Consider the following 18,825-nt stretch of genomic DNA (forward strand, 5'->3'; position numbering starts at 1 on the left):
ATTAAAATCGGTTGCATAATATATTTCCACAAATGCAATTAAAGCGCTATACAACAAAAAGTTAGCAAACAGAATTTGCCAATATAGGGGTCAGGTTAGGGTCAGGTTCACTTTGACCCTTCTTTTTAGCCCACTTTTAAAAACGATGTAAATATAAGAGATAAAATTACAAATTATATTTTAAGACATAAGAACAAAAGAACATATTTAAGATGTTTCTTTCTTTTGTTCTTATGTTCTTTTGTCTAAAATAAATTCTTCTGTCAGCCTTTTAATTCCCCGTCTGTTGATAAAACCAAATATACTTACATTCATATTTTTACTTTTTAAAATCTAAGAGAACAGACTTTGAAGTTTTTCGAGTCAACAAGAAGAAGACCATTCTACATAGTCCATTAAATATCAAAACATTACAAATTTCACACCTCACTTAAAGAGTCCCAGAGAGGGGTCATAGTGAACCTGAACCTATGTTGACCCCTCTTTCACATTATTTTCAATAATAATACTATACAATCAACATCACATCCTCAGTAGAACATTACTTGTCCCCCATCAGCACATTATTTGTTTTGCATCAGCACATTATTTGTTCCAAGGCAGCACATTACTTGTCCCTGCGCGATACAAAGGCTTTATTCATTCTTGATACTCTTCACCGGATTCTCATTGGCAATGCGCCACGCTTTCATCACCACGCAAGCCAGGATAAACAACAACAGGAAGACACCCATCGCCACATAGCCCATCACCGGCATAGGCCTGGCATCAGAAAACTGGCTGACCCAGCTCTCTCCGCCCCGTGTCGCTCCGAAAGTACCCAGCGCCACCGCCGGAACCGCCAGCCACAGCACGTCTCGTGACAACAGACGCAACACACTGCCCACCTCTGCCCCGTTCACCTTGCGGATGGCAATCTCCTTGGAGCGCAGGCGGACTTCATCGTTCACATACCCTACCAGCCCCATCAGGATAATGAAAAGTATCGTGATGGATGCCAGCAGTGTGACGTCGCGAAACACGCGTACCGACTCTGCAAAGCTGCGCATCTCCGCCTCCAATGAGATGAATATGAGATTCTCTTCCTGCGGATACAACTTCTTCATCTCCTCGTTCAGGCGCGCCAGGTTATCGTCCATCGGCTCTTTGAGGCGAACGTGCAAGTTGCTGGCCGTTCCGCCCTCCCACTCTATCATCACCGGCTCCCTATCGTCCGGTCCTGTGGCAAAGGCGAAAGTGCTGAGCACACCTACCACTGTGCCATGATCTTTCACTTGTTCGCCCACACCGCTACCCGTCCATTTCATCTGTTCCACAAAGGGACGGTTGACGAGCAGCTGACCTTCGCCCGTCAGGTTGTTCCCTGCTTCCAGCTTCAAGCCGATGAAGGAAAGGAAATCTTTGTCGAACGTACTGTTGCGGGGACTGAAGAGTTTGTTGCCCTGGTTGTCCGTCAGTATGTACTGTGCCCTGAAGCCGGTCATTGTTCCTCCGGCAGATGCCACTGCCTCAACATAAGGCAGATTGCCCACTACGCTGCGCAGCTGGTCGGGGTTTTCCATACGCTGGAAAAGGGATGCCACACGCTCCGGACGGAAACCACGGTCGCGCTTCGTGACATATTGGTATTGCGCACAGACCACCAACATCATGCCCAGGATAAACGCCGCACCAATGAACTGCACAAACAGCAGCACCCGCTTCCATCCCCTGCGCCCCGACGTGTAGCGGCGAAACACCTGCGTGACGGGAATACGCGAAAACAGCATGCCCGGCAGGCAGCCTCCCAACAGGAACAATACAGCAACCACAGCCAGCGGTGCCCACAGATTCTGCCAGTCGAAGAGTGTGGCAAGCGGAATGGCTGCCAATTCTTCCATCTTATCATGAAAGACATATACCATGAATCCTATTACCAGCAGCGCCAGCACTATCACTGCCGCCGTCTCTACCATAAACATGGAGAAGATGCTGCGTCCCGACGCACCGCTGCACTTGTGCACGCCGATGGCCTTGGCACGCTGCGTCAGCGAGGAAACGGAAACAAGCACATAGTTCAGTGCCGTGGTAAAGAGCAGCACGATGCCCAGGAAGAACATGATCCCAATCATCTTCTTCACCTGTGGACTCCTTAAGTGTATATCTTTGACGGGAAAGATCCTCACGGCCAGTTCCAGCTTGCTGTCACCGGGGATGTGACGGGCAACGGCAGCCGTCATCCGTTCGTTCAGCGCTTCGGCATCCTGCCGGGAACGCAGTCGGAGATAGCCTTGGAAGTTACCGCCACTGTTCCATCCCAGCCGAGCCCAGTTGTGGCGCTCTATGCTGGAGAAAGAGACGATGGCATCGGGATGAGGATTCAGCACCGTATTCAGCGGCACATCGGCATAAATCCCCTTGACGAGCATCGGTATCTCCTCACCCCCGTAGTTCAGCGTCTGTCCTATCGGGTTCTCGCTACCGAAGATTCTCCGTGCCACGCTCTTCGAAAGAAATATCACATCGGGATTGGCAAGCTCCTGCGGATCGCCTTCGAGCACCGGCAGTCCCAAGGTAGCGAAGTAAAGAGTGTCTGCCATGACCATGGGCACTTCGAACTTGCGGTTGCCCAGCTTCAGCCTTTTCCCACCGAAGGTAAAGCAGGTAGTAGCGCTCTGCACTTCGTCCGGAAACTCTTCGGCAACAGCTCCGGGGATGGAGTGGACGGTGTAGTCTCCATATCCTCCCCTCAGCACGCCGTCCTCCATCCATCCGGTCATCACCAGGTAGAGCTTGTCCGACTCGTGATAGAAGTTATCGAAATTCAGTTCGAAAGCGATGCGGGCAAAGAGGAAGACGGACATCAGCAGACCAAATGCCAATGACAGAATCTTGATGATATTGGAACCATGTCCGCGTAGCAGTGTTTGAAAGGCATAGTAAATGTGTCTCATAGCATCCTGTTTTTTTATTAGAAATCTTTTTCTTATTCGCTCTTGATACTCTTCACCGGATTTTCGTTGGCTATCCTCCAAGTCCTGAACACCACGCAAACGGCAATGACCAGCAGCACCAGCAGCGCCACACCTGCAAAGAGCAGCATCCCCGGACGGGCCTGGTCGGCAAAACTCTCCAACCAACGTAATCCGAAGAAATAGGCGAATCCGCAGCCCAGGAGCACGGCAGGAATTGCCGTCCAGGCTATGTCGCGAGAGAGCAGGCGGATGATGTCTCGTGCCGTGGCCCCGTTCACCTTGCGGATGGCTATCTCCTTGCTGCGACGGCGTATCTCGTCGTTCACGTAGCCCAGCAGCCCCATCAGAGTAACAAGGAAAATGGAGATGGTGGCCAGTATCGCGATGTTGCGGAAACGACGGACTTCGACGTACTGGTCCTTCAGTTCCCGTTCAAGGGAGGAGAAGACGATGTCTTTGGCCGGAAACATCTCCAACGTCCGTTCGTTAAGCAACTTCAGGTTTTCGGCAAAGGGCGGTTTCAGGCGGACGTAATGCGTCATGGCCATATTCATCCTCTGCACCAGCACCACGGGGGGCTGTGGGTCGTAAGCGCTGCGGACGGCAAAGTCGGCCATCACACCGATGATGGTCATCTTGTAGTCGTGCCAGCTGATGATGCTGCCTACGACGTCGCCCGTCAGTCCTGCTTGGCGGACAAATTCTTCGTTCACCAGCGCCTCGTTGTGGTCGGTGTAGCGGCTGCCGTTGATGCCCGTACCGGAGAAGTTATGCCCCTGCAAGATGCGGATGCCCATCATCGGCACGAAGCCGGGGGCTACCCAATCCAGGCGTACATTGACCTTGCGACCGCTCTCTGCCTCGAACGTATCGCCGCTATATCCTTCGCAGATGGTCTGCGCAGCAGCGCTGTAATCCGCTACCATCGGCAAGTTGCGGAAGGTACGGCTGGTATTGTCGTAATCGCTGTCTATCTGCGCCCAGCACACTGCCACGCCGGTAGGATCGTAACCCAGACTGCGGCTGGTCACCCTGTGATATTGCGCCACCACCACCACAAGGAATCCCAATATAAACGTCACCCCTACAAACTGGATGAAGAGCAGTGGCCGCTTCCACGACGTCTTCCGCTCCGTGTAGCGGCGGAATACTTGCGTGACGGGTACCGACGAGAGCAACCATGCCGGCAACACACCTGCCAGCAAAAATACCAGCAACACCACCAGTGCAGGCACCCACAGCGTCTGCAGGCTGAAGAGCGATCCCAGCCGTGCTGCCACCGTCTCTTCCACAAAGTCGCGGAAGTTGTACATCAGCAGCCCCACCAGGAAGATGGAGAAGAGCACGATCATCGCCGTCTCCAGCAGAAACATCGAAAAGACATTGCCACCGGTAGCACCGCTGCACTTGTGTACCCCCACCGCCTTGGCACGCCGTGCCATCGAAGAAATGGAGATAAGCACATAGTTGAACGCCGCCAGCAGCAAGATGGCAACGGCAAGGACAAGCATCACCACGATCATCGTATGGACGGTAGGGTCTTGAGTATGATAGTCCGACAAAGGACGGAAGGAAAGCTCCCAGCGGTCGGCAGCATCCTTGTTGAAGTCGGGCATATACTTGCGCAACATGTCGGGCAGGCGTGCCTCCACAGTGGCGGCATCTGCATCGGGATGGCGGAAGCGGACGATAGAATAGTAGCTCATGTCGAATCCCCAGCCGGCACGGTTGGCATTCCAGTACCAACTCATGGAGTTTACCACGTCAAAACGTATATCCGTATTCTCAGGTAGATCCTCGAACACACCGCGCACATTGAACGGCTGGGTACGGTTGTAGTAGAGCGTCTGCCCGATGGCATCGGAAAGATTCTCGCCTACTCCTATCCGTTGCGCCATAGAGCGGGAGATGAATACGGCATCTTCCTTCAGCAGTTCTTCGGGACGTCCTGCCAGTACACGAATCCCCAGGGTAGAAAACGAATGGTCGTCTCCGTAGATGCACTCTTCTACCAGGCGCTTGCCGTCGTGGTAGTACACCAACGGAGCAACGTCGCGAATTGTGGTGGCATCTTCCACCTCTTGCGGAAAGTTCTCGCGCAAGGCGGCCGAAAGCGTACCGTAAGTGTCGGGAAAACCTTCGTCAGGCACTCCGTTCAGTATATTGGTCAGATACGTCACGTAGAGCTGTTGCGGCTCACGGAAGAAGTTATTGAAGCTCAACTGAAAAGCGATGCAGGCGAACAGCAGAATCCCGATAAACAGCCCTACCGTGAGGGAGAGTATCTTGGTGATGTTGCTGTCACGTCCACGGATCAGCGTCTGAATGGCGTAGTATAATTGTCTCATGGTCGTTATCTCATTATTCGCTCTTGATACTCTTTACCGGATTCTCATTGGCAATGCGCCAGGCCTTGACTACTACCACCAGCACAATCAGTACCAGCAACAACAATCCCAGCAGGATAAACCAAAGCGGTGAAAGCAACGTACTGTCCGGGAACTGCTCCATCCAAATGCCGGAGACATACCAGGCCGAAGCAATGCCTATCACTACTGCACCGAGCGCCACCTTCAGGATGCCGATGGAGAGCAGATGCAGAATGGAAGCAGCCTCCGCCCCGTTCACCTTGCGGACGGCAATCTCCTTGCTGCGCCGCTGCGTTTCGTCACTGATGTAACCTATCAACCCCAGCAGGACAATAAGCAGGATACAGCCGGAAGTCATATAGACCGTGTTACGGAAGCGCAGCACCGAGGCATTACTGTCACTGCGTACATCTTCATAACTGAGAAAGGCAAGGCCGAGCTTGGGATAAACCTGTTTCACGAAATCATTCAGACGTAGCAGATTGTCGTGTTGCGGCTCCTTGAGGCGCACATGGAAAGTGGCACTGAGTGCGGGGTCGAGGATGAAAGCCACACAAGTCTTCCCGGAGAAGAAGCCCATGTTGCGCACGTCACGTACTACGCCCACTACCTTGGCACGGTCGGAACTGCCTCCACCACGATGGGCACGCAGACACTCACGACCTATCACCTGATCGTCCCAATTCAATTCCTTCACCATGTTCTCGTTCACCAGTGCCTCCCCCTCGTTCTGCGGCCAACGGCCCTCCACGAGTTCCAGCCCCACGGCTTCGGGAAAACCCTTGACGAAATATTGAAAATGTATCACCGAGCGTTTGTTTCCTCCCTCCGCTTCTACCGGCTGCGAAGAGTAATGCTCCAGCAGGTTCTGTTCACTGCAGCCCACAGCCTCCACGTAGGGTTGGCGGAGAAGTGCATCGGCCACCTGCTGCGCACCTTTTATAAACTCATCCGAGCCGTATGGTCCGAAACCTGCCGAAGCCTTTCCCACAGCCAGGCGGTCGGAGTTGAAGCCGATATCGCGTGTCATCAAATCGTGGTACTGATGCGCGCTGGTAAGCAGCATTCCCGAGATAAACGCTATGCCCAGAAACTGTACAAACAACAAGCCACGCTTCCAGGAACGTTTGTCGTCGGTGTAGCGGCGGAACACTTGCGTCACCGGAATACGGGCAAACATCTGCCCCGGCAACACACCTGCTATCAGAAAGAGCAAGACAACCGTCAGAACCGGCACCCACAACGTCTGCCACGTGAAGAGTTCCCCCAACCGGGACAATCCCAGCATCTCCTTGATAGGATCGCTGAACAAGTACATCAACAGAAGACTGCAAATGATGGAAAGCATCATCATCAAGCCCGTCTCCCAAAGAAACATCCCCATGACATGTCCCGAATCTGCACCGCAACACTTGTGCACGCCTACCATCTTGGCACGCCGCCCGATAGTGGCAATGGCTGCCAGCACATAGTTCATGCCGGATACAAAGAAGATGGAAAAGCCCAGTACAAACAGAATGACGATACGCCGCACATTGTCCGAACTGGTGAAATAAAAATCAGTCACAGGTATCACCTGGCATTCCATACTTCCTCCGTTATAAAGGTCTTTCACCGGAGTGTAGTGTCCTACGGCTTCGGTGACGCGTTCATTCACTTTCTCCAAATCATCGGCATGACGCAAGCGGACATAAATCATATAGATGTCGTTCTGGCTCCAGCTGCCTTGCCCGAAGTACTTCTCGACAGTGGGCAGGGAAACAAGGATATTGCTGGGGAAAGAGGTGTTTCCAGGCACATCCTGATAAACTCCCCGCACGGTAATGTCCTGACGTTTGTCCATGTTGAACGTCTTCCCTATAGGATTCTCGCTACCGAAAAGTTCACGTGCCTTGCTCTTTGAGAGGAAGGCATTGCCATCTTGTGCCAGCAGTTGCGGGTCACCGCTCAGCACTTCGATGCCCATAGTGCGGAAGTAGAGGGTATCGCCATAGATGACTTGAGTTTCTTCCAACTTCTTGTCGTCAATGTAAAGATCGGGGTGATACCAGAAGAACACAGGTGTGGCACACTCCACCAGATCGGGAAATGACTCGGCTACAGCCGCAGCAGCCGGACGGAAGGTATCGTACTCCCAATCGCCGGCAATGCCTTCACTGGAGACATTGCGAGTACCGAACATAACGAGCCGATCATGGTCTTTGTAGAAAGTGTCGTAGTTCAGTTCATAAATGATCTGCGAGAAGAGCAAAATGCCCACCAGCAGTCCCAAGGTCAGTGACGTCAACTTAACCAGGTTTCCTCCACGTCCGCGGAGCAATGTTTGTAGTGTGTAATAGAATTGTCTCATGTCGGTTCTTTTAAATACCCGTTATCGTTCTTTTAAATGCTCATTATAAATCTTGCGAAGCCACACTTGCCACCACGCTACCATCGAACAGATGTACCGTGCGGTGGGCAAAAGAGGCATCGTGCTGAGAGTGGGTCACCATGATGATGGTAGTACCTTCCTTGTTCAGCTCCGTCAGCAGGCTCATTACCTCGGCACCGTTCTTGGAGTCCAGGTTACCGGTAGGCTCATCGGCAAGTATCAGCTTGGGGTTCGTTACCACTGCACGGGCTATGGCCACACGCTGCTGCTGACCACCGGAGAGCTGTTGCGGAAAGTGCTTGGCACGGTGGCTGATGTTCATACGCTTCAGGATATCTTCTACCATGCGTTTGCGCTCACTTGCCTTCACGCCGAGATACGTCAACGGAAGCTCTACATTTTCGTAGACATTCAGTTCGTCTATCAGGTTGAAGCTCTGGAACACAAAGCCCAGCTTGCCCTTGCGTACGCGGGTACGCTCCTTCTCTTTCAAATCGGCCACTTCCTGCCCCAGTATCTTATAACTGCCCTCCGTAGGATTATCCAGCAGGCCGAGGATGTTCAGCAAGGTAGACTTTCCGCAACCGGACGGTCCCATTATAGCTACAAATTCTCCCTCTTTCACTTCGAGGTTTACGTGGTTCAATGCTACTGTTTCTACTTCTGAAGTACGGAACACTTTACTGATGTTGTTAATTTCAATCATGATGTTTATGGTTTATATTGTTACTAAATTATTCGCTCTTAATACTACTCACCGGATTTTCATTCGCTATCCTCCAGCTCTTCCAAAGCACGCAGCCCACGATTACCGCCAGGTTGGCTATCACCACCAGCAGGTAGACTGCCGGACTGAGCGAAATGCGCTCGGCAAACTGATCCATCCAAATTCCGTTGACGTACCACGCCGCTACCGTACCGATAATCACTGCCGGAGCTGCTACGATAAGCACATCTTTGGACAGCATTTCCAGGATACCTGATGCTTCTGCCCCGTTCACCTTGCGGATAGCAATCTCCTTGCTGCGGCGGCGCACTTCGTCGGTGGTGTATCCTATCAAGCCCATCAGCATGACGAAGAACATTGTTACCGCTGCCATCAGCGTGGCATTGCGGAATACGCGGACACTGTTGTATTGCCCTGCAATCACCTTCTCGTAATCTCCGAAGTCGATAGTCTTGTCGGGGAATGCCTCTTTCGCCGCCTTACTCAGTTTTTGAAGATTGTCGGCAAAAGGCTCTTTCAGACGGATGTGCACAGCGCCGTAGAAAGCTTTGTTGCCCACTGCCATGAAGGGTTTCTTCTCGCTGGTGAAAGTTCCTATCTGGAAGTCATTCAGTAATCCGGTCACTTTATAATTGTCCCCTCCCACGTTGATGGTGCGTCCCACTACATCGTTACCCCAGCGCATCAGTTTGGCAAAGGTTTCGTTCACCACGACTTCATCCTTGGTGCGTGCCATGCGTCCCGCCTTGAAGATCATACCCATCAGTGCCGGAAAATCTTCGCGCATATAGTAACAGTAGCGCGTAGAGAAAAGCGAGTTGCCCGCCTCATCGTTGATAAAGTTACCGCTATAGCCGTAGATAGGCGTTCCCTCGGCACTGCTGACAGCTTCCACGTAGGGCAGTCCTTTGAAGAACTGATAAGCGGCATCCCGTCCAGCCTCTTCATCTAAATAAAGCTCGCCGCAAACCAGTCCCTTGGGATTATAACCCATATCTTTGTTCAGCACATACTGATATTGCGCCATCACCACACACATCAGCCCGCAGATGAAAGCAACACCGGCAAACTGGACGAAAAGCAACGGGCGCTTCCACCCCTTCTTACCCTCGGAATAACGGCGGAATACCTGTGACACAGGAATGCGCGCAAACAAACGCCCCGGCAATACACCGCCCACCACAAACAATGCTGCCACTACCGCAATCGGTACCCAGATACGTTCCGGTGCAAACAGCATGGAGAGCTTCGCCACTGTAGTGTCTTCTACAACATCACGGAAATTGAGTAGCAGCATCGCCATCAGCAGCAAGGCGCCCAGAATGATCAAGGCTGTCTCCAGCAGGAACATCCCGAAGATGGTACCGCCATTGGCACCACTGCATTTGTGCACACCTACCGACTTGGCACGATAGCTCAGGGAGGAAATGGAAATAAGCACATAGTTGAGGGCGGCAATAAAGAGAATGGCCAAGCCCAGGATGCTCATGATGTTCGTCATGCGGCGTACATCTTCGTATCCGCGATAGGTGTCGCGGATAGGTTGTACGAAGGCAGTATAGCCGAACTCTTTCTTATCTTCTGCCGGACGATACTTATCGATCATTGCGTCAATGCGCTTGTTCACTACCGAACGGTCAGCCCCTTCGCGGAAGCGGATGTATTCTACCCAGCTGTCTCCCCCGCTCCATGAATAGTTACCCTCCAGGTGGCGGCTCCAAGCCGTAGGCAGGGAGATAACAGCTTCGGGACGCATGGTAGCGTTGTCGGGCAAAGTAGCATACGTACCTCTCACAGTCAAGTCTATCTGATGGTCGTAACTGAGCACCTTCCCAACCGGGTTCTCACCACCGAAGATCTTCTTTGCGAAGCGTTCGCTCAGGAAGATGACATCGGGCTGAATCAAGTCCCGTTCAGGGTCACCGCTCAATACTTCGATACCCATGGTACGGAAGAAGAGCGAGTCGGCAGCTACCTTCTGATCGTCGAAACGAACACTGCCGTTATAAAGAGGATTCGATACCAGCCATCGCCCTATACTGGTAGCAGCCTCCACTTCCTTAGGGAAGTTTTCGAGAATGGCACCTGCCACGGGACCGCAGTTCATCTGCGAAGGCTCGTGCTTCTCGCCGTTAGTAGTGAATACCGACCATATCTGGTACAGATTGTCAGTGTCATTGAAGCACTTGTCGAAGCTCTGCTCGTAGGCTACGCGCGAGAACAGCAGGATGCTCATCGTCAGTCCCAATCCCAGTGATATGACTTTGATAATGTTGGAGCCGCGTCCACGCAGCAAAGTCTGAATTACATAATAGAGTTGTTTCATATCGTTTATAGTTATTATATACATCTTCCTGCTTTAATAATGCAGAAAACGTGCCAAAGCACAAACATCACTGATTATCAACGGATAAGCGAAAGCAAGTTTCAGCGACAGTGTCTAATAATTAGACACTGCTGTCCAAGAATTAGACATCCTTTCTCCATGTGGAAACTATAAGTTCGCCCCCCAAGAACAAAAAAAAGGAGATTTAAGCAAGTCTTTAATCAAATGAAAACTCTATCTTTGCCCGAAGTTTTTCACTAATCAATGCCAAACGAATACTATACATATATATGAAACTATCCAAATTCCTATTCCCCTCGTTCCTCTGCCTGCTCATGGGCAGTTGCGACCTGATAGACTATCATCCTTACGATGTACGTATCAGCGGGGAAACTAATGTCAATGCCCATAACATCGAAAAGATAGAGAGGAACTGCAAAGACAAAACTACAATCCGCTTCGTCACAATGGGCGACTCACAACGCTGGTACGATGAAACAGTAGACTTCGTAAACCACCTCAATAAACGGGATGATATTGATTTCGTCATCCACGGAGGCGACGTCAGCGACTTTGGCGTAACCAATGAATTCCTCTGGCAACGGGACATCATGAACAAGCTCAAAGTGCCCTATGTAGTGATTATCGGCAACCACGACTGCATCGGCACCGGCGAAGAAACCTATCGTGCCGTCTTTGGTGAGACGAACTTCTCTTTCATCGCCGGACGAATCAAGTTTGTCTGCCTCAACACCAATGCCATCGAGTACGACTACTCCCGTCCTATCCCCGACTTTGAGTTTATTGCCGACCAGATAAGCGACCGACGAGATGAGTTCGACAAGACCGTCGTGTCCATGCATGTACGTCCGTACTGCTATGAATTCAACAATAATGTAGTGCGCGTCTTCGAACGCTATGTTACCGAATTCCCGGGATTACAGTTCTGTACAGCCGCCCATGAACACCATCTTTACGAAGAAGACACTTTTGAAGACGGAGTGATGTACTACATGAGTGATTGCATGAAAAATCGCAGTTACTATATATTCACGATAACACCCGACGGTTATGAGCGCGAAGTGGTATACTATTAAAAATCGGCTGAGGTATACCGCAGTCCTCTTCCTGGCATTACCTTTTTCTATCCTTGCACAAACCACACCCGATACCATTGTCGTGGTGAAACATGATACCGTATGGATGAGCCGTCAAACGGGAAAAGTAGTTGAAAGTGAAGTGCGCCCCAGCCGTTACGACCGCCGCGTACACCGTTACCGCAAGCACTGGGAGGTGCTTATCCCGACGCATACCAAAATCCAGTTTGCCGGTAATATGGGACTGCTTTCCTTCGGTACGGGATGGGATTACGGGAAACGGAACCAATGGGAAACAGATATCCTCCTCGGAGTGCTTCCCCAATACCAGTCTAAGCGTACCAAACTGACGTTTACTCTGAAACAGAATTATATGCCTTGGAGTCTTGACCTTGGCCGGCAGTTCTCCGTAGAGCCGTTGGCTTGCGGCATGTATCTGAATACGGTGTTCGGAGATGAATTCTGGACGCACGAACCGGAACGCTATCCGAAAGGCTACTACGGTTTCTCGTCCAAAGTGCGCATCCACGCCTTTCTGGGGCAGCGCATCACGTACGACATCGACCCTAGAAGACGGTTCACAGCCAAAGCAATCACTTTCTTCTATGAGATAAGCACATGCGACTTATACGTCGTCAGCGCCTTTACGAACAAATATCTCAAGCCGAAAGATTATCTGAGTCTGTCGTTCGGAATCAAGCTGCAATTATTATAATGATTTTACTTTTTCTTCCGTTTCCGTACGGAAGGGAAAATGTAAATCATTAACTTTGCCTGCAAGAAATAGAATTAAACCATGGCTAAGAAAACCGGAAATATCCTGATCGTTGATGACAACCGAGGCGTACTTACCGCCTTGCAACTCTTGCTAAAGCCGTATTTCGAACAGATCACCACACTGCCCTCACCGGTAACGCTCCCCAGCATGCTGCGCCAGCAAGCCTGGCAAGTGGTGCTTCTCGATATGAACTTTACTTCCGGCATCAATACCGGCAACGAGGGCCTTTACTGGCTGCACGAGATCAAGAAACAATGTCCCGCCCTGCCCGTTGTCCTCTTCACCGCATACGCCGACATCGACCTTGCCGTACGCGGCATCAAGGAAGGTGCCACGGACTTTATCGTAAAACCCTGGGATAATCAGAAACTGGTAGAAACCTTGCTGAATGCCGCATCTGCCACAAGCAAGAAGTCTTCTGCCCCAGCAAACAAACGCACAGACGACCCTTCATCTTCGGACGGACACGGCATGTACTGGGGCAACAGCGCCGTCATGCAGCAACTCCGCCTGCTGGTAGAGAAGGTTGCCACTACGGATGCCAACATCCTCATTACCGGTGAAAACGGCACAGGAAAGGAGATGCTGGCACGAGAGATACATTCCCTCTCTCCACGCCGACTGCAGGAAATGGTGAGCGTAGACATGGGTGCAGTGACCGAGAGCCTTTTTGAAAGCGAACTCTTTGGTCACATGAAAGGTTCCTTCACCGATGCCCACACCGACCGGCCGGGCAAGTTCGAAGCTGCCAATCACAGCAGCCTTTTCCTCGATGAAATAGGCAACCTCCCCTATCACCTGCAAGCCAAACTGCTGACTGCCATCCAGCGCCGTAGCATAGTCCGCGTAGGCAGCAACACTCCTATTCCTATAGATATCCGGCTTATCTGCGCCACCAACCGCAATCTTTCCGAGATGGTGGCAAAGGGAGAATTCCGTGAAGACCTGCTGTACCGCATCAATACGATACACCTCGAAATACCTTCGCTGCGCGACCGTACCGAAGACATCATCCCGCTTGCCGAACGCTTCATCACCCGCTTCTGCAAGCAATACGACAAGCCGCTTGTCAGCTTGACCGACGGTGCCCGCGAAAAACTGATGCAGCATCCCTGGTATGGCAATATCCGCGAACTGGAGCACGCCATCGAGAAAGCCATCATCATCTGCGACAACGACCGACTACCTGCCGAGTTGTTCCAGTTGCCCCGACGCACCGATATGCCCGAAGCAACCGCATCTACGCTCGAAGAGATGGAAATGCAGATGATACGCAAGACACTGGATAAATGCAACGGCAATCTCTCGGCCGTAGCATCGCAGCTGGGCATCACACGGCAGACCTTATACAACAAGATGAAGAAGTATGGACTTTAATCGCTAAACAGATGAAGATTAAGAACCCGGCACAATATTACCCTTTCCGCACTGCCGTCAGCTTGTTGGTAGCGCTCTTTGCGGGAGTGATGTGGGCAGATGTGTTCATGAATCCCTCCCAATCCCACGGACTGGGCGATCCGTTGTTCTGGGCTATCTTCTCTACGGCGCTTCTCCCCTTGGCTTTGCGCTGGCAGCAGAAGCTGTACCGGCATCATGTACGGAAAGTGCTCTTCATGCTCGATGCCATCGAGAACAACGATAATGCCATCCACTTCTCCGAAACGGAAGATACCTCCGACGCACGACTGGTGAACCGTGCACTGAACCGGGTAGCCCACATATTATATAATGTAAAGAGCGAAACGGCACAGCAAGAGAAATACTATGAGCTCATCCTTGACTGCGTAAACACCGGCATCCTCGTCCTGAACGACAGTGGTGCCGTCTATCAGAAGAACAGCGAGGCACTACGCCTGCTGGGACTGAATGTATTTACCCACGTCAGCCAGCTGGACCGTGTAGACACGCGCCTCACCGCCGTCCTTGCCAACTGCCGTCCGGGAGACAAGTTGCAAGTGCCTTTCAGCAATGAACGCGGCACCGTAAACCTGTCTATCCGCGTCAGCAACATCACCGTACGCCAGGAACACCTGCGCATCCTTGCCCTGAACGACATCAACAACGAACTGGACGAGAAAGAAATTGACTCCTGGATCAGGCTTACCCGCGTGCTGACGCACGAAATCATGAATGCCGTAACCCCTATAACTTCCCTGAGCGATACCTTGCTGGGATTGACGGAAGAACAAGCCTCCAAAGAAGAAATCAAGAACGGCTTGCAGACCATCAGCAGCACAGGCAAAGGCCTGCTTGCCTTTGTGGAATCTTACCGGAAGTTCACCCGCATTCCTACCCCGGAACCGTCGTTGTTCTATGTCAAGAGCTTCGTTGAGCGCATGGTGGAATTGGCGCGGCATCAATATCCCGACGTCCAAGTAACCTTCCATACGGACATCACACCGGATGACCTTATCTTATATGCCGACGAAAACCTGATATCACAGGTTGCCACCAACTTGTTGAAGAATGCCATACAAGCCATTGAGGGAGAAAAGGATAAGGAAGGCCATATCCACATCCGTGCCTATTGCAACGAAGCAGAAGCAGTGCTGATCGAGATATCCAACAATGGTCCTGCCATTCCACAGGACATTGCCGAACATATCTTTATTCCTTTCTTCACCACCAAGGAAGGCGGAAGCGGTATAGGTCTGAGCATATCCCGGCAAATCATGCGGCTTTCAGGCGGCAATCTCTCTCTGCTTCCCGGTAAGGAAACGACATTCGTATTGAAGTTCAATTGAACTTTTCAGGCTTGCAATTGTTAAATATATTGCATATCTTTGTGCTTTGAGATACAGAAACTATCATATTCTAAACCATATAACACAAAAATTATGTTATTTACAGCTGAAAACATATTACTCGTAGGTTCTATTTTGCTTTTCGTCAGTATCATCGTTGGTAAGACCGGCTATCGTTTCGGAGTTCCCGCCTTATTGCTCTTCCTCGTAGTCGGCATGATATTCGGCAGTGACGGACTGGGATTACAGTTCCACAATGCCAAAGAAGCGCAGTTCATCGGTATGGTTGCACTCAGCATCATTCTGTTCTCCGGTGGTATGGATACTAAATTCACGGATATAAAGCCTATCCTTGCGCCCGGTATAGTTCTGTCTACCGTGGGGGTACTGTTCACTGCCTTGTTCACCGGATTGTTTATCTGGTGGCTGTCCGGCATGAGCTGGACCAATATTCACTTACCGCTGATAACTTCCCTGCTGATGGCAGCTACCATGTCTTCAACGGATTCCGCTTCTGTCTTCGCCATTCTGCGCTCCCAGAAGATGAACCTGAAGCATAACCTGCGCCCCATGCTGGAGCTGGAAAGCGGTAGTAACGACCCGATGGCATATATGCTTACTATTGTACTGATTCAGTTCATACAATCGTCCGGAATGGGAGTTCCTCATATATTGGGGTCATTTGCCGTGCAGTTCATTGTCGGTGCTGCCGCAGGCTATCTGCTGGGCAAGCTCGCTATCCTTATGCTGAACAAACTGAACATCGATAACCAGGCACTTTATCCTATCTTGCTGCTTGCTTTCGTATTCTTCACCTTTTCCATCACCGACTTGTTGGGAGGCAACGGCTACCTTGCCGTATACATTGCCGGAATGATGGTGGGCAACAACAAGATTATGCATCGCAAAGACATCTACACGTTTATGGACGGATTGACATGGCTCTTCCAAATCATCATGTTCCTCTGCCTCGGTCTGCTCGTAAATCCTCACGAAATGCTGGAAGTTGCCGTAGTAGCGTTGCTCATCGGCGTATTTATGATTGTCATCGGACGTCCGCTCAGTGTTTTCCTTTGTCTGCTGCCCTTCGGCAAGAAGATTACATTCAAATCTCGGCTCTTTGTATCGTGGGTGGGACTGCGTGGTGCCGTTCCCATCATCTTTGCCACCTACCCGGTAGTTGCCAACGTGCCCGGTGCACACGTTATCTTCAACATTGTGTTCTTTATCACCATCGTCTCACTGGTTATCCAGGGTACTACGGTTTCATGGGTAGCACGCCTGCTGGGACTTTCCACGCCGCTGGAGAAGACCGGAAACGATTTTGGTGTGGAACTGCCCGAAGAGATTGACTCCGATCTGCGCGACATGACCGTCACCGAAGAGATCCTGGATCGTGGAGATACGCTGAAAGACATGAACCTGCCCCAAGGCACACTGGTAATGATTGTGAAGCGTGGTGACGAATACCTTATTCCGAACGGAACGCTGAAACTGCATGTAGGAGACAAACTGCTGCTAATCTCCGAAAAAACAAAGAATGAATGATTTCAGAAATCATTGCTCTAATGATTTCTGAAATTGTTACTGCAATGATTTCTGAACTCATTGCAGTGATGTCTTTTTAGTATTAACGGATGAATCGGAAAAAAGACGGTAACAATTTGCTTCGCATCGCGATAAGCCCTATCTTTGCGCAACTAAAACCAATGTGTGCAAAAACGAATGGAACAGGAACAAGGGTTCATTGACTATATAGAACAAAGCATCATTCAGAATTGGGATCGCAACGCTCTCACAGATTATAAAGGTATTACACTTCAATACAAAGATGTAGCAAGGAAAATAGCTAAATTTCATATCGTATTGGAAAGTGCCGGTATACAACCAGGTGACAAAATTGCTGTATGCGGACGTAACAGTGCGCATTGGGCGGTAGCTTTTCTTGCCACAATTACATACGGTGCCGTCATCGTCCCTATTCTGCACGAATTCAAGGCAGACAATATCCACAATGTCGTCAATCACTCCGAAGCCAAACTGCTCTTTGTAGGCGACCAGGCATGGGAGAACCTCAATGAAGATGCAATGCCGCTGCTGATGGGTGTTGTACTGCTGACGGACTTTACTCCGGTAGTTTGCCGTAACGAGCGCTTGCTCGAAGCTTTTGAACATCGCAACGCCATCTACGGCGCACGCTTTCCCAAGAACTTCCGTCCCGAACATATCTGTTACCGCAAGGAACAGTCGCCCGAGGAGCTGGCTGTCATCAACTACACTTCGGGTACTACGGGATATTCAAAGGGAGTCATGCTACCCTATCGCAGTCTTTGGTCGAACGTAGCCTATTGCCATGAAATGCTTCCCGTCCGTCCGGGCGACCACATGGTTTCAATGTTGCCTATGGGACATGTATTCGGCATGGTATACGATTTTCTGTACGGATTCTCAGCAGGTGCACATTTGTATTTCCTGACCCGTATGCCGTCGCCAAAGATTATTGCCCAATCGTTCTCGGAAATCAAACCGCGTGTCATTTCGTGCGTACCGCTGATTGTAGAGAAGATTATCAAAAAGAATATCTTGCCGCGCATCGACAATAAGATAGGTAAACTGCTGCTGCACGTACCTATCATCAACGACAAGATAAAAGCTGCTGCACGCAAGGAGGCTATGGAAATCTTCGGCGGCAACTTCGATGAGATCATTATCGGCGGCGCTCCGTTCAATGCGGATGTGGAACGCTTCCTCAAACAAATAGGTTTCCCCTACACCATCGCTTACGGTATGACCGAGTGTGGTCCTATCATCTGTTCCAGTCGCTGGGAAACGTTGAAACTCGCCTCGTGCGGCAAAGCTACTACCCGTATGGAGGTGAAGATCGCTTCTCCTGATCCTCAGAACGTGGCAGGTGAAATCATCTGTAAGGGCGATAATCTTATGTTGGGATATTATAAGAATGACGAAGCAACTTCTCAAATCATTGACGTCAATGGCTGGTTGCATACGGGTGACCTTGCTACTATGGATGCCGAAGGATATGTCACCGTACGCGGCCGTAGCAAAAACATGCTCCTTACTTCCAGCGGACAGAACATCTATCCGGAAGAAATAGAAAGCAAGCTGAACAATATGCCGTATGTATCGGAGTCGCTCATCGTCCTTCAGCAGGACAAGCTCGTAGCCCTGATATACCCGGACTTTGACGATGCCTTTTCTCAAGGTCTGCAACAAGCAGACATCGAAAGAGCAATGGAGGATAACCGCAAAGAACTGAATCTACAGTTGCCGGCTTACTGCCAGATCTCTAAGATAAAGATACACTTCGAGGAGTTTGAAAAGACGGCAAAGAAGAGTATCAAGAGGTTTATGTATCAGGAGGCGAAAGGCTGATAGTATCTTTATTCTCCTCCTCCTGGGAGGAGAATAAAGATAGTCTGTTAACAAAAGTTGGAGTAC

11 protein-coding genes are annotated in these 18,825 nt (G+C 50.7%); 6 read left to right on the top strand and 5 right to left on the bottom strand.

Features of this window, described 5'->3' with window-relative positions; all coding sequences use genetic code 11:
- Window positions 1-635 precede the first annotated feature (635 nt).
- From AAE250_RS04905 to AAE250_RS04925, 5 genes are read right to left on the bottom strand one after another with little or no spacing between them, the layout of a single operon-like run.
- A complete protein-coding gene (locus AAE250_RS04905; RefSeq protein ID WP_294599075.1) occupies window positions 636-2,933 on the bottom strand; it encodes an ABC transporter permease in 2,298 nt (765 codons plus the stop codon).
- 32 nt (window positions 2,934-2,965) lie between these two features.
- The gene (locus AAE250_RS04910) at window positions 2,966-5,302 is read right to left on the bottom strand and encodes an ABC transporter permease (protein ID WP_294599073.1); all 2,337 of its coding nucleotides are present in this window, start codon (window positions 5,300-5,302) and stop codon (window positions 2,966-2,968) included.
- 13 nt (window positions 5,303-5,315) lie between these two features.
- Window positions 5,316-7,673, bottom strand: coding sequence for an ABC transporter permease (locus AAE250_RS04915; protein ID WP_294599070.1), 2,358 nt, complete (start codon window positions 7,671-7,673; stop codon window positions 5,316-5,318).
- A gap of 43 nt (window positions 7,674-7,716) precedes the next feature.
- Window positions 7,717-8,400 (bottom strand): ABC transporter ATP-binding protein, encoded by a 684-nt coding sequence (locus tag AAE250_RS04920; RefSeq protein ID WP_294599066.1) that lies wholly within the window; start codon window positions 8,398-8,400, stop codon window positions 7,717-7,719.
- A 28-nt stretch (window positions 8,401-8,428) separates the two neighbouring features.
- Window positions 8,429-10,747 carry an ABC transporter permease gene (locus AAE250_RS04925; protein ID WP_294599064.1) on the bottom strand — a complete coding sequence of 773 codons (2,319 nt, stop codon included), beginning with the start codon at window positions 10,745-10,747 and terminating at the stop codon, window positions 8,429-8,431.
- A gap of 290 nt (window positions 10,748-11,037) precedes the next feature.
- Between AAE250_RS04925 and AAE250_RS04930 the strand changes: the two genes are divergently transcribed.
- The 6 genes from AAE250_RS04930 to AAE250_RS04955 all read left to right on the top strand — a co-directional run bounded on the left by AAE250_RS04930 (window position 11,038) and on the right by AAE250_RS04955 (window position 18,759).
- Window positions 11,038-11,844: a metallophosphoesterase family protein gene (locus tag AAE250_RS04930; protein WP_294599062.1), complete on the top strand. Its 807-nt coding sequence runs from the start codon at window positions 11,038-11,040 to the stop codon at window positions 11,842-11,844.
- A complete protein-coding gene (locus AAE250_RS04935; protein ID WP_294599059.1) occupies window positions 11,819-12,559 on the top strand; it encodes a hypothetical protein in 741 nt (246 codons plus the stop codon). The genes AAE250_RS04930 and AAE250_RS04935 overlap by 26 nt, the downstream gene beginning before the upstream one ends.
- An 81-nt stretch (window positions 12,560-12,640) precedes the next feature.
- Entirely contained in the window at window positions 12,641-13,999 is a 1,359-nt protein-coding gene (locus AAE250_RS04940; protein ID WP_294599056.1) for a sigma-54-dependent transcriptional regulator, read from the top strand.
- A gap of 11 nt (window positions 14,000-14,010) precedes the next feature.
- The gene (locus tag AAE250_RS04945; protein WP_294599053.1) at window positions 14,011-15,366 is read left to right on the top strand and encodes a sensor histidine kinase; all 1,356 of its coding nucleotides are present in this window, start codon (window positions 14,011-14,013) and stop codon (window positions 15,364-15,366) included.
- A 93-nt stretch (window positions 15,367-15,459) separates the two neighbouring features.
- The gene (locus AAE250_RS04950) at window positions 15,460-16,914 is read left to right on the top strand and encodes a potassium/proton antiporter (RefSeq protein WP_294599051.1); all 1,455 of its coding nucleotides are present in this window, start codon (window positions 15,460-15,462) and stop codon (window positions 16,912-16,914) included.
- 177 nt (window positions 16,915-17,091) lie between these two features.
- Window positions 17,092-18,759, top strand: coding sequence for a long-chain fatty acid--CoA ligase (locus tag AAE250_RS04955; RefSeq protein ID WP_294599049.1), 1,668 nt, complete (start codon window positions 17,092-17,094; stop codon window positions 18,757-18,759).
- The last annotated feature ends 66 nt before the right edge of the window (window positions 18,760-18,825 follow it).

This window comes from Bacteroides sp. GD17 (genome assembly GCF_038448625.1).
Taxonomy (GTDB): Bacteria; Bacteroidota; Bacteroidia; order Bacteroidales; family Bacteroidaceae; genus Bacteroides.